We start from the raw sequence: 13,610 nt of genomic DNA on the forward strand, positions 1-13,610 counted from the left end.
GTCAAATGTGGGAGCTGGCTTGCCTGCGATAGCGGTGGTGAATTCACTACAGCCATCGCAGGCAAGCCAGCTCCCACATTGATTCGGTTTCCACAGTAAATATGCGTGTTGTTACAAGATCCGCACGCGCAACGAGCGGCCTTTGATCTTGCCGTCATTCAAACGCTGCAACGCCTGCTTGGCGATCCCGCGCTCAACGGCCACGAACGCCTGGAAATCAAAGATCGCGATCTTGCCGACCTGGGCCCCCGGAATCCCGGCGTCACCGGTCAGTGCGCCAAGGATGTCGCCTGGGCGAACCTTGTCTTTACGGCCGGCGGCGATGCACAGCGTGCTCATCTGTGGCAGCAACGGGCCGCCGCTTTGCGGCTTGAGGTTGTCCAGTTGGTCCCAGTTCAGCGGCGACTTTTGCAGTTGCTCGATGGCTTGGGCGCGGTGCGCTTCGGACGGCGCCACCAGGCTGATGGCAATGCCCGTCTCACCGGCGCGACCGGTACGGCCTACGCGGTGGATGTGGATTTCCGAGTCACGGGCCAGTTCGACGTTGATCACCATGTCCAGCGAGTCAATGTCCAGGCCACGGGCGGCGACGTCGGTTGCCACCAGCACCGAAGTGCTGCGGTTGGCGAACATCGCCAGTACCTGGTCACGGTCGCGCTGTTCCAGGTCGCCATGCAGGCCGACGGCAGAAATGCCCTTGGCCGTCAGGTGATCCACCGTTTCCTGCACTTGCTGCTTGGTAAAGCAGAACGCCACGCAAGACGCCGGGCGGAAGTGCGCCAGTACCTTGGTCACCGCGTCCATGCGCTCTTCCGGCGAGATCTCGTAGAAACGCTGCTCGATCTGGTCGTCGGAGTGGAAGGCTTCGGCTTTCACTTGCTGCGGCGCACGCATGAACTTGGAGGCCAGCTGCTTGATGCTCACCGGGTAGGTGGCCGAGAACAGCAGGGTCTGGCGGCGTGGGGGGGTCTTGCTGATGATGTCTTCGATGGCGTCGTAGAAGCCCATGTCGAGCATGCGGTCGGCTTCGTCGAGGATCAGCGTGTTCAGGCCGTCCAGCACCAGCGAACCTTTGCGCAGGTGCTGCTGGATACGGCCCGGTGTGCCGACGATGACGTGGGCGCCGTGTTCCAGCGAGGCGATCTGCGGGCCGAGGGACACGCCGCCGCACAGGGTCAGTACCTTGATGTTGTCTTCGGCACGCGCCAGGCGACGGATTTCCTTGGCGACCTGGTCGGCCAGCTCACGCGTCGGGCACATCACCAGCGCCTGGCAGCCGAAGTAACGCGGGTTGATCGGGTTCAACAGGCCGATGCCGAAGGCAGCGGTCTTGCCGCTGCCGGTCTTGGCTTGGGCGATCAGGTCCAGCCCCTTGAGGATCACCGGCAAGCTTTGCGCCTGGATCTGCGTCATCTCGACGTAACCCAGCGAGTCGAGGTTAGCCAGCATGGCGGCGGACAGGGGCAAAGTATTAAAAGCGGTGGCGATGGTAGTCACGGGACTGGCTCTGCAAAACAAAATGTCGCGCAGTGTACCAGCCCTGTGGGATTTTCCCCGCAAGTTCTAGACGAGAAGCCTGTTAATGCTCAAGGTCGTGCTCGCGGCTGACCACCCGTTTGCCGTCTTTTGGCGACAGTTGCAGGAAGATCGCCGCTGCCAGCATGGCCATGATGCCGACGGTAAGGAAGGTCAGTTGGAACGCACCCAGCACGCTTTCCACGCCGTCATTGCCCGCTTCGCCAGTAAAGCCGCCGAGCAAGGCACCGGCACACGCCACGCCCAGGCTCAAGGACAATTGCGCCACCACCGAGAGCAAACTGTTGCCGCTGCTGGCCTGGGCGTCGTCGAGGTCGATCAGGGTGACGGTGTTCATCGCGGTAAATTGCAGCGAGTTGATCGCACCCAGCACCGCCAGCATGCACAGCAGCAGCGGGTAGGGTGTGTGTTCGCTGACCAGGCCCATGCTGGCTAGCATGATGCCCAGCGCGAGGGTGTTGCCGGTGAGCACAATGCGATAGCCCAGCCGCTCGATCAGTGGCCGGGCGATGGACTTGGCAAACATTGCCGCCGCTGCCAGGGGCAGCATGCTCATCCCGGCTTCGGAGGGCGAATAACCCAGTGCCACCTGCAGCAGCAACGGCACCAGAAACGGCAGTGCGCCGCTGCCCAGCCGGGCGAACAGGTTGCCGAGGATGCCCACGGCAAAGGTGCGGGTCTTGAACAGCACCGGCGAGAACAGTGGGTTGTCGATATGCCCGGCACGCAGCCAGTACGCGGCCAGGCAGGCGAGCCCGCCGAACAGCAGCAACATCACCCGCAGGTGCGGCAGGTGCAGTTCGCCCAGGCCTTCCATGGCGATGGTGATCAGCACCATCGCCGCGCCAAACAGCACAAACCCCACACTGTCAAAGCGCGTGCGTTCGCTGCCGCGCAAGTCGGGGATGAGTTTCCACACGGCGTAGCAGCCGACCATGCCCACGGGCAGGTTGATCAGGAAGATCCAGTGCCAGGTCAGGTATTGCACCATCCAGCCGCCCATGGTCGGGCCGAGCAGGGGGCCGAGCAGGCCGGGTATGGTGATGAAACCCATGATGCGTACGAGTTCGGAACGCGGATAGGCGCGCAAGACCACCAGCCGCCCGACCGGCAGCATCAGCGCACCGCCCAAGCCCTGGATGACCCGCGCGCCGACCAGCATGGTCAAGCTGCTCGACAAGGCGCACAGCAAGGAGCCGATGCTGAACAGCATGATCGCGCCGAAGAAGATTTTTTTGGTGCCGAAGCGGTCGGCCACCCAACCCGATGCCGGAATCAGCAAGGCGACGGTGAGCATGTAGGCGATCACCACCCCTTGCATGCGCAGCGGGTTTTCCGCCAAGTCCCGCGCCATGGCCGGCAGGGCAGTGTTGAGAATCGTCCCGTCCAGCGACTGCATGAAGAAGGCAATCGCTACCACCCAGGGTAGCCAGCGGGCGGTCTTGGCATCGAGAGGGGCGCGATTCGGCATATGAACCCTTTTTATTAGCAGGCTATGTGTTGGCGATTATGCGCCATCCGTCGCTCCTTTTCCCACTGGCGGTTCGTCTAATTCCGACAACGCCGCGTGCTCTCCCACCAGGAAATCCAAGAGTGCACGGTGCACCGCCATGGCCGCTTCGCGCGACTCCAGATCAAGTAAATGCCCGGTGTGTTCGGCGACCGCAAAGCTGCTGCGGCCGACATAGTCCTTGAAGAGCCGGGCCTCGGCCGCCGGCGTGTATTCATCCAGTGCACCGTTGAGGAAGTGCACCGGGGTTTCGATCCGGGTCAGCGCCGGCAGGTAATTGCCATCGCCCAGGGCCAGCACCTGATGGATATGGAAGCGCGCCTGGCGGTACTCGGTGGTGGCCATGCTTGACAGGTGTCGATGGTTGTTGCGCTTGAGGCGCGGCGACAGGTATTTGCCGACGGTTTCGTTGAGCAAGTGGCCGACGGCGGATTTGTCATCGGCCTCAATCAGCACGCGCACGCGCTCCACGTAGTCGAGCATGGCCTGGTTGAGGTTGGGCGCCAGGGCCATCACCACCGAGCTTTGGATGGAGGGCGGGTTGTGCGCCAGGGTCAGCAAGGTGGGAGATGCCGCCCCAGGAGGCCGACACCAGATGGTTGACCTCGAAGCGCTCTACCAGGGCGCGCAGGATTTGCACCTCGTCGTCCTTGGTCACCAGGTCGAGGTCGGTGTTGTGCTCGCGCGAATAGCCGGAGAAGGGCAGGTCGAACAGCAGCACATTAAAGTGCTCCGCCAGGCATTTGCTGGTTCGCGCGAAAGAGCGCGTGGTAGACAGCGCGCCGTTGACCATCAACACGGTGTTTTTTTTCGAATCGTTTCCTAGCTGCTCAACATGAACGTTGTAGTGCTTGAACAGCTTCTCTATGACAAAACTTCCATGATTCATGTCAACGCTCCAGCTTGCCCTTCCCGGGCAAGGTCGTGCTCTCGTGGGATAGGTGGCGGGATGCCACTAACCGTTATAGCGAGGTTTTTTGCGGGCGACAACAGGCCGCACGGGGAGAAGTGCTAGATGGGATTTTGCGGTAGGAAAGGACGAAACCGGATGCCTGAAAACGACGCAAAACCTTGTGGGAGCGGGCTTGCTCGCGAAAGCGGTGTGTCAGTCAATTCATCCGGTGACTGACACACCGCCTTCGCGAGCAAGCCCGCTCCCACAGGGGGAATGTATTTACAGAGTGAGCGTCAGGCGCTTGACCAGCGCCCCCGGCAGCAGGTTGGAGGCGGTATTGCGCTGGCTGTAGGTACTCGCCGACAGCAGCAACTCCCGTTCAATGGTCAGCGCTTCAAGCTGCGAACCGAGTAGGCTGTAGACACTGTCGTCAAACCGCATGGTGCTCACCGGCGCCTTGATTTCACCGTCTTCGACCCAGAACGTGGCGAAGCGCGTCATGCCGGTCAGGCGTGCCGCCGGCAAGTCCGAGTAGTTCAAGTACCACAGGTTGCTGATGTACAAGCCAGTGCCCAATTGCTTGAGGATATCGGCCTGGCCCAGGTCGCCGGCGGCCATCTGCAAGGCGCTGGGCGACTCGTCGCTGCTGGCACCGTTGGTGCTCAGGCCATATTCGGCAGCGCTGCGCGAGTTGATCAGTTGGCCCTCGGCTTTACCGGCGTTGATCAGCGTGACATCGCTGCGCGGGTAGCCTTCGGTGGAAAATGCCTGGCTCAGGGACCCGCTGATCTGCTCATCGACCTTCACCAATGGGCTCAGCGACTGCTCACCCGTGTAGAGCTTTTGCAAACAACTGCCTTTGCTGGCGATGGCCTGGGCGGAAAACCCGCCCCAGGTGACGATGCTGAAAATTTCTTCCAACGCCGCCGGGGCCAGGTAGGCGCGGTACTGGCCGGGAGGCAGCTTGTGCAGCGGGCGGCCGAGGAACTCCAGTTGCTCACGCGCCCGCTGGAAGCGCTCAGTGAACGCGGCGCTGTCCCAGGTGTGCCCGGCGTAGCTGGCCTTTACCGCTTCGCCATTGGCGTGGAACAGGCTGAAATCGAAATTGAAGCTATTGGCCTGATGCCAGCCGAACGCGCCGTCGGAGCTGGCAAAGCCCCGGCTGATCGGGCCGGCAGCGTAGAAGCCCACCAGGTCCACACCTTCGGCGGCCTGGCTGATATCTGCCAGCACCTGGGCCAGCTCCGGCAGCGGTCGCAGTTGTTCGTTGTGGTTTTGCCAGGCGTTGTGGTTCAGCAGCAAGTACGGATCCTGCGGCAACAATGGCAGGGTTTCGCGCAGTTGTTGCAGGCCATCGGCGAGGCGCTGGCGATCCTGCTCCGGCTCGCCCGCCAAGGTGATGCCGAGGTCGGCGTGGCGGCCATCGTTGATTAGCTTGAGGTTGAGGCTGGCCTGTTGCACTTGGCCGGCTTGGCGCACTTTGGCGTGGTTGAAACGTACAAACTCCGACGATTCGTCAGCGTAGCCCAGGTGAAAGTGTTCCTTGTCGGTGACGGCTTGCTTGAGCCAGTCCACCAGTGCCTTGAAGTTGTTCATCAGGCATCTCCCCCGAACACGTCGATATCACTGAACACACAGGCCGGTGAGGCGTGGCCCACGCGGATCACTTGGTTGGGTTCGCCTTTGCCGCAGTTGGGCGTGCCTAAAACCTGGAAGGTGCTGGCGTCGCCGACGGCGCTGAGGTTGCGCCAGAACTGCGCGGAGATGGCACGGTAGTTGGGGTTTTTGACCACACCCTTGAGTTCGCCGTTTTCGATCAACTGGCCCCACTCGCAGCCGAACTGGAATTTATTGCGCGCGTCATCAATGGACCAGGAGCGGTTGGTGCTCATCAGAATTCCGTGCTCGATGCCGCTCACCAGTTCAGCCTGGGTCTTGTCGCCGGCCTCGATATTGAGGTTGGCCATGCGGTCGATGGGTGGGCGATTCCAGCCACACGCGCGGCTGTTGGCCACGCCTGGCAGGTTCGCGCGAAATTGCGACAGCGCGCCACCCAAGGGTTTGAGCAGCAGGCCATCGCGAATCAGGAATTGTTTGCTGGCGGCCGTGCCGTCGTCGTCATGCCCATAGCTGGCGAGCTGTTCGGGGATGTCCGGGTCGAAGGTCACGTTGAGCAGGGGCGAGCCGTATTGCAGGTGGCCGAAGTCGCTGGCATTCACAAAACTGGTGCCGGCGTAGTTACGCTCATCACCGAGGATGCGGTCCAGTTCCAGCGGATGGCCGATGGACTCGTGGATCTGCAGGATCATCTGGTCGGGCATCAGCAGCAGGTCACGCGGGCCGTGGGGCGTGTTCGGCGCGAGCAGCAGTTGCAGGGCTTGGTCGGCGACCGTACGGGCGGCGCCGGCCAGGCCGAAGCGGCGAATCACGTTCGCACTGCCTTGCTGGCCGAAGTTGGTGCCGCCCAGGGTGCGGGTCTGGCTGTCGTTGCCGTCGAACGCGGTGACGCTCAGGCCCGGAAAGACGAAACGCTGGGCCTGGCGCAGCTCGGCGCCGGCACTGTTGAGGTAGATCTGTTCAACCCGCGTGGTGCCCAGGCTGACTTCCCAACTCACCAGACGCTCATCCTTGGGCACGCTGGCGGACTCATCGCCGAGCAGTTGGTAGCAGTCGCTCAGGGATGGGAAGGGCTGGTCGAGGTCGGGCGACAGGTAGTCGGCCACGTCGCTGGACACCTGCTGTTGGTGCAGGTCGAGCAGGGCGTGGGGCGAAATCTGCCGGGCTTGCTGTTCGGCACGCTCAAGGGCGGCTTGCAGGCCGGCGAGGGAAATGTCGTTGGTTGCGGCATAGGCTTCCACGCCGTTGAGACGCACGGTGAGCATCGCCCCCTCGTCGTGGCTCAACTGCGGCGGCTCGGCGACGTTTTTGCGTACCGACAGGGACTGGCCGGATTCGCGCACATAACGCAGCGAGAAAAATTCGGCGCGGGTGCGCAGGGCACTGAAGTGCTGTTTGAGGATGGGGTGTTTGTCGAACATGGGGCCTTCCTTGTGGGCGGCTCATCGCGGGCAGGCAACAGAGTAGGCCTGGGGCGGGGAGCTGATCAAGGAAAGCTGATCACCTGTGGCGAGGGAGCTTGCTCCCGCTGGGCTGCGTAGCGGCCCCAAAATCTTGGGAGCGCTTCGCACTCCAGTGCGAGCAAGCTCCCTCGCCACAGGGGTATCAGTTACTGCGCTGTAGGCCCCACTTCACGCATCGGCTTGCCACGCACCGGCGCATCGCCTGCTACGTAGTAATCCGCAGTGCTGCGCGGCAGTGGCTTGCGGCCACGGATCTTGTCGGCGATTTTCTCGGCGATCATGATCGTCGGCGCGTTGAGGTTGCCGGTGGTGATGATCGGCATGATCGACGCATCGACCACACGCAAGCCCTGCATGCCATGCACGCGGCCTTCGGCATCCACTACGGCCATCTCGTCGGTGCCCATTTTGCACGAGCAGGACGGGTGGAACGCAGTTTCGGCGTGCTCGCGGATGAACTTGTCCAGCTGCTCATCGGTTTGCACGTCAATACCCGGGCTGATTTCACGGCCACGGTATGGGTCCAGTGCCGGCTGCTGCATGATTTCGCGGGTCAGGCGGATGCCGTCGCGAAATTCCTGCCAGTCCTGCTCGGTGGCCATGTAGTTGAAGAGGATGCTTGGGTAATCCCGAGGGTTCTTCGACTTCAATTGCACGCGGCCACGGCTCGGCGAACGCATCGACCCCATGTGCGCCTGGAAACCGTGCTCTTTCACGCCGTTGCTGCCGTTGTAGTTAATCGCGACCGGCAGGAAGTGGTACTGGATGTTCGGCCAATCGAAGTCTTCACGGGTACGGATAAACCCGCCCGCTTCGAACTGGTTGCTGGCGCCGATGCCGGTGCCATTGAACAACCATTCGGCACCAATGGCCGGCTGGTTGTACCAGAGTAGCGATGGGTACAGCGACACTGGCTGAGTGCAGGCATATTGCAGGTACAGCTCAAGGTGGTCCTGCAGGTTTTCGCCGACGCCGGGCAGGTCGTGGACCACCGGGATGTCGAGGCTTTCCAGCAGTTTGGCCGGGCCCACACCGGAGCGTTGCAGCAGTTGCGGCGACGCGATGGCGCCGCTGCACACCAATACTTCTTTACGCGCACGGGCTTCAACGCGCTCTTCAGCCGCGCCGATCAGGTAACGCACGCCAACGGCACGCTTGCCTTCAAACAACACTTTGTCGGTGAGGGCGTGGGTGACGATGGTCAGGGTCGAGCGCTTCTTGGCCGTGTCCAGGTAACCGCGTGCGGTGCTGGCGCGACGGCCTTTAGGCGTGACGGTACGGTCCATCGGGCCGAAGCCTTCTTGCTGGTAACCGTTCAGGTCGTCGGTACGCGGGTAGCCGGCCTGTACGCCTGCTTCAACCATCGCATGGAACAGCGGGTTGTTGCCGGCTTTCGGCGTGGTCACGCTGACCGGGCCATCGCCACCGTGGTAGTCGTTGGGGCCGATGTCGCGGGTTTCGGCTTTACGGAAATACGGCAGGCAGTCGAGGTAGGTCCAGTTTTCCAGACCTGGCAGTTTTGCCCAGTTGTCGTAGTCCAGGGCGTTGCCACGGATGTAGCACATGCCGTTGATCAGCGAAGAACCGCCCAGGCCTTTGCCGCGACCGCATTCCATCCGGCGGCCGTCCATGTGTGGCTCCGGGTCGGTTTCGTAGGCCCAGTTGTAGCGACGGCCTTGCAGCGGGAACGCCAGCGCGGCGGGCATTTGGGTGCGGAAGTCAAAACGGTAGTCCGGGCCGCCGGCTTCCAGCAGCAGGACGGTGACGCCTTCGTCTTCGGTCAGACGGGTCGCCAGGGTGTTACCGGCGGAGCCGGCACCCACAATGATGTAATCGTATTCTTGGGACATAAATGCACCCTCATATAAGTGGTTCAAGCTGCTTTTGTGGCGAGGGAGCTTGCTCCCGCTCGACTGCGTAGCAGTCGCAAAACCAGCGAACGAGTTCGGTCTGGAGAACTGCGGGGCCTGGGATGGGGCTGCTGCGCAGCCCAGCGGGAGCAAGCTCCCTCGCCACAAAGGCGACTCCCAGGCGCCTGTGGTTTAGAACACCGAGGCGTAGTCGCCCAGCTCAACCTGTACCGATTTGATGCGGGTGAAGTTGTTCAGCGAGCTGATGCCGTTCTCACGGCCCACACCGGATTGCTTGTAGCCACCGACCGGCATCTTGGCGTCGGATTCGCCCCAGGCGTTGATCCAGCAGATACCCGCTTCCAACTGATGAATCACGCGGTGGGCGCGGTTCAGGTCCTTGGTCACCAGACCTGCGGCCAGGCCGAAGTCGGTGTCATTGGCGCGGCGGATCACTTCTTCTTCGGTCTCGTAAGTGAGGATGCTCATCACTGGGCCGAAGATTTCTTCACGGACGATGGTCATCTCGTCCGTGCAGTCGGTGAACACGGTCGGAGCCACGTAGGCGCCTTTGGCGAATTCGCCGTCGGTCAGACGGTCGCCGCCGCACAGTACGCGGGCACCTTCTTCCTTACCTTTGGCGATGTAGCCGAGCACGCTTTCCATGTGGGCGAAGCTGACCAGCGGGCCGAAGTTGGTGTTTTCGTCTTGTGGGTTGCCGACTCGAATGCGCGCAACACGCTCAACGATCTTGGCTTCGAACGCCGCTTGCAGGTGCTTGGGCACGAACACACGAGTGCCGTTGGTGCAGACCTGACCGGAGCTGTAGAAGTTGGCCATCATGGCGATGTCGGCGGCGCGATCCAGGTCGGCATCTTCGAACACGATCAGCGGGGACTTGCCGCCCAGCTCCATGGTCACTTCTTTGAGCGAGGAGCTCGAAGCGCTGGCCATGACTTTCTTGCCGGTGTCGGTGCCGCCGGTGAACGAGACTTTCTCGATGCGCGGGTGCTCGGTCAGCCAGGTGCCAACTTCACGGCCGCTGCCGGTCAATACGTTGAACACGCCAGCCGGTACGCCGGCTTCGGTGTAGATCTCGGCCAGTTTCAGGGTGGTCAGCGAAGTGACTTCGCTTGGCTTGAAGATCATTGCATTACCGGCAGCCAGGGCCGGTGCGGATTTCCACAGGGCGATCTGGATCGGGTAGTTCCACGCGCCGATACCGGCCACCACGCCCAGCGGCTCGCGGCGGGTGTAGACGAACGAAGTGTCGCGCAGCGGGATCTGCTCGCCTTCGATGGCTGGCACCAGGCCTGCGTAGTATTCCAGTACGTCGGCGCCGGTGACGATGTCGACGTATTGGGTTTCGGAGAAGGCTTTACCGGTGTCCAGGGTTTCCAGGGCGGCCAGCTCATCGTTGCGCTCGCGCAGGATGTCGACGGCACGACGCAGGATGCGCGAACGCTCCATGGCGGTCATGGCGGCCCAGATTTTCTGGCCTTTTTCGGCGCTGACCACGGCACGTTCAACGTCTTCTTTCGTTGCGCGTTGCACTTGGGCGAGAACTTCACCGTTAGCCGGGTTGATGGCTTCGAAGGTGGCATCGCTGCCAGCGTCGCTGTAGCCGCCGTCAATGTAGAGTTTTTGCAGTTCGAAACGGGCCATAAAGTCCTCGCAAGTGCATAAGTGGTTGGCGTTACCCGCCGCCAGTGGGCCATGGGGTTGTGGCAACACTGGGCGGCAGACGTTCAGGGGTTGAGCGGTTATGTGTGCTCTAACTCACCTGCTTGGCCAATTGGAAATCCATGTATTCGTAAGCAATCCGTTGCGCCTGCTCCGTGTCGAAAGCGTCTCCCGACAGGGCGCCGCGCAACCACAAACCGTCGATCAGGGCCGCCAGGCCTCTGGCTGCTTTGCGTGCGTGCGGCAGCGGTAGCACTCGGCGGAACTGGCAGCACAGGTTGGAATACAGACGTTGATCGTTGATCCGCTGCAACCTGTGCAATGACGGGTGGTGCATGCTGGTGGCCCAGAAGGCCAGCCAGGTTTTCATTGCCGGGCCGTTGACCTGGCTGGCGTCGAAGTTGCCCTCGATGATCACCCGAAGGTGCGCCCGTGGGCTGTCGTCCTTCAGCGCAAGCCTGCGTTCGTGGACGTTCTCGATCAGCACATTCATCAAGTACCGCATCGTTGCGGCGATCAGGCCGTTCTTGTCCTGAAAGTAGTGACTGATGATGCCGTTCGAGACGCCGGCCAAACGGGCGATCAGCGCAATGCTGGCATCTCCCATTCCAACCTGATCGATGGCCGTCAAAGTGGCTTCGATCAATTGCTGGCGGCGTATGGGTTGCATACCGACCTTGGGCATGTAGCACCTCTCCTTAGGCCTGCCGTTGGGCGATAAACGCCCGTCGGCTTGATGGCCAGTCTATTTTGTTTTGATTGAACGTTCAATCAACAAAGAATAAGATCTGCGACAAATGGTCGCTGCCTACAGATTTTTCCTACCTGTGAGCGACGTCCTCTGACACCTGCAAAAACCCTTGAAACAGGCCGTATCAAGGCCTGGCCACTGCCTCGGCACGGCTCAAGAATTTTCGGGGTGTCTTTATAACACCCGTCCGTCGACTGCCGAAAAATCGATGTCCCGGGATAACCGTTGCCTTGTGTTTCTCTCTCGCACTGCCCGGAGCATCTGCGCCATGAGTTCTGCCTCTCTTATAAAGACCCCGCCGGAAAAGGTCAGGGTCAACGGTTGGGTGTTCTACACCTCCACCGCGCTCATTCTGTTGTTGACCGCCATTCTGATCATCGCCCCGCAGGAGGCCGGGCGCATGCTCGGCATCGCCCAGGCCTGGCTGTCGAAAAGCTTCGGCTGGTACTACATGGTGGTCATCGCTGCCTACCTGGTGTTTGTGGTCGGCCTGGCGTTTTCGTCCTACGGTAAATTGAAACTGGGCAGCAAGGACGACACCCCGGACTTCAGCTACGGCGCCTGGGCCGGCATGTTGTTCTCGTCCGGCATCGGCATCTCGCTGCTGTATTTCGGGGCCTCCGAGCCGTTGGATCACTACTTCAACCCGCCCGAAGGCGCCGCTGCCAGCAATGGTGCAGCCCGCCAGGCGTTGCAGTTGACGTTCCTGCACTGGGGCCTGCACGGCTGGGCGATTTATGCGCTGGTCGGCCTGGCCGTGGCGTACTTCGCGTACCGTCATAACCAGCCGCTGGCCTTGCGTTCGGCACTGTACCCGCTGGTAGGTGAGCGTTGGGTCAAAGGCGCAGCCGGCCACGCGGTGGACGGCTTCGGCATGTTCGTGACCCTGCTGGGCCTGGTGACGAACCTGGGCATCGGTTCGATGCAAGTGTCGTCGGGCCTTGAAAACCTGTTCGGCATGCAGCACAGCAACACTAATCTGCTGATCGTGATCATCGTGATGAGCACCGTGGCGACCATCGCGGCCGTGTCGGGCGTGGAAAACGGCATTCGCCGCCTGTCCAACCTCAACATCGTGCTGTTCAGCGGCTTGCTGATCTTTGTGCTGTTGTTTGGCCCGACCTTGCACCTGCTCAATGGCTTGGTGCAGAACACCGGTGACTACCTCAACGGCATCATCCTGAAAACTTTCGACCTGTATGTGTACGAAGGCGACGCCGACAAGACCGAGCGCTGGATGGGCCTGTGGACCCTGTTCTACTGGGCCTGGTGGATTTCCTGGGCGCCATTTGTAGGCATGTTCATCGCGCGTATTTCCCGTGGTCGTACGGTGCGTGAGCTGGTGGCCGGCGTGCTGCTGATCCCGCTGGGCTTCACCCTGGCGTGGTTGTCGATCTTCGGTAATTCGGCGTTGGACCTGGTGTTGAACCACGGTGCGGTGGAGTTGGGCAAGACGGCGCTGGAACAACCGTCGATGGCCATCTACCAACTGCTTGAGCATTACCCGGCGTCGAAAATCGTGATCGGCGTGTCGATCTTCGTGGGCTTTGTGCTGTTCCTGACCCCGGCGGATTCGGGCGCGGTGATGATGGCCAACCTGTCCTGCAAAGGCGGCAACGTAGACGAAGATGCGCCGCACTGGCTGCGGATCTTCTGGTCGGTGGTGATCACCCTGGTGACCATCGGCCTGCTGTTTGCCGGCAACTTCGAAGCCATGCAAACCATGGTGGTGCTGGCGGGGTTGCCGTTCTCGGTGGTGCTGATTCTGTTTATGTTCGGTTTGCACAAGGCGATGCGCCAGGATGTGGCCATCGAACAGGAGCAGGCGCAATTGGCCGAACGTGGTCGTCGTGGTTTCAGCGAGCGTTTGACTGCGCTGGACCTGCAACCGAGCCAGGGCACTGTGCAACGCTTTATGGACAAGCACGTCACGCCTGCGTTGGAAGAAGCGGCGAGCGCGCTGCGCGATCAAGGGCTGGAAGTGCAGACGCTGTTGGGCAAATCCAAGCGCTGCATCGGTGTGCGTATCGAGATGGAAGAGGGCAACCCGTTTGTCTATGAAGTGAGCCTGGATGCTTACTCCTCGGCACCGAGCGACCTGCCCGAAGAAGAGCGCACCCGTTACTACCGGGCCGAGGTCTACCTGCACAACGGACCTCAGGAATATGACCTGATGGGCTTCGCCCAGGAACAGATCACCCGGGACGTGCTCGATCAGTTTGAAAGCCATCGGCAGCTCCTTGGCCGTGTCTATAGCTGATGGTTGAGCAGAGTGGCGCCGTCACTGGCGCCGCTTTTTCACTGT

General features: G+C 61.5%; 8 protein-coding genes and 1 pseudogene. 1 reads left to right on the forward strand and 8 read right to left on the reverse strand.

The genetic code is table 11. The annotated features are described in order from the left end of the window. Positions 1-111 precede the first annotated feature (111 nt). The 8 genes and pseudogenes from dbpA to betI form a co-directional block, all read right to left on the reverse strand. On the reverse strand, positions 112-1,449 hold the full coding sequence (dbpA, locus tag QF043_RS00550) for an ATP-dependent RNA helicase DbpA (protein ID WP_232626477.1): 1,338 nt from the start codon (positions 1,447-1,449) through the stop codon (positions 112-114). 130 nt (positions 1,450-1,579) lie between these two features. Beyond that, entirely contained in the window at positions 1,580-3,007 is a 1,428-nt protein-coding gene (gene mdtD, locus QF043_RS00555) for a multidrug transporter subunit MdtD (RefSeq protein ID WP_056857756.1), read from the reverse strand. A 36-nt stretch (positions 3,008-3,043) separates the two neighbouring features. Continuing rightward, positions 3,044-3,935 (reverse strand): annotated as a pseudogene (locus QF043_RS00560) (alpha/beta fold hydrolase). Positions 3,936-4,220: 285 nt separating this feature from the next. After that, on the reverse strand, positions 4,221-5,537 hold the full coding sequence (locus QF043_RS00565; protein ID WP_307417181.1) for a TldD/PmbA family protein: 1,317 nt from the start codon (positions 5,535-5,537) through the stop codon (positions 4,221-4,223). Then, complete coding sequence (locus QF043_RS00570; RefSeq protein WP_307417182.1) at positions 5,537-6,979, reverse strand: TldD/PmbA family protein; 1,443 nt, start codon at positions 6,977-6,979, stop codon at positions 5,537-5,539. Before QF043_RS00570 ends, QF043_RS00565 begins: the two co-directional genes overlap by 1 nt. A 188-nt stretch (positions 6,980-7,167) precedes the next feature. After that, positions 7,168-8,871 carry a choline dehydrogenase gene (betA, locus tag QF043_RS00575; protein ID WP_058420720.1) on the reverse strand — a complete coding sequence of 568 codons (1,704 nt, stop codon included), beginning with the start codon at positions 8,869-8,871 and terminating at the stop codon, positions 7,168-7,170. Between the two features lie 192 nt (positions 8,872-9,063). Beyond that, complete coding sequence (betB, locus tag QF043_RS00580; RefSeq protein WP_017139377.1) at positions 9,064-10,536, reverse strand: betaine-aldehyde dehydrogenase; 1,473 nt, start codon at positions 10,534-10,536, stop codon at positions 9,064-9,066. Positions 10,537-10,645: 109 nt separating this feature from the next. Further along, positions 10,646-11,239: a transcriptional regulator BetI gene (betI, locus tag QF043_RS00585; RefSeq protein ID WP_010207128.1), complete on the reverse strand. Its 594-nt coding sequence runs from the start codon at positions 11,237-11,239 to the stop codon at positions 10,646-10,648. Positions 11,240-11,630: 391 nt separating this feature from the next. Between betI and QF043_RS00590 the strand changes: the two genes are divergently transcribed. Further along, complete coding sequence (locus QF043_RS00590; protein ID WP_256666310.1) at positions 11,631-13,565, forward strand: BCCT family transporter; 1,935 nt, start codon at positions 11,631-11,633, stop codon at positions 13,563-13,565. Positions 13,566-13,610 lie beyond the last annotated feature (45 nt).

The sequence above is a fragment of the Pseudomonas sp. W3I7 genome, assembly GCF_030816095.1.
Taxonomy (GTDB): Bacteria; Pseudomonadota; Gammaproteobacteria; order Pseudomonadales; family Pseudomonadaceae; genus Aquipseudomonas; species Aquipseudomonas salomonii.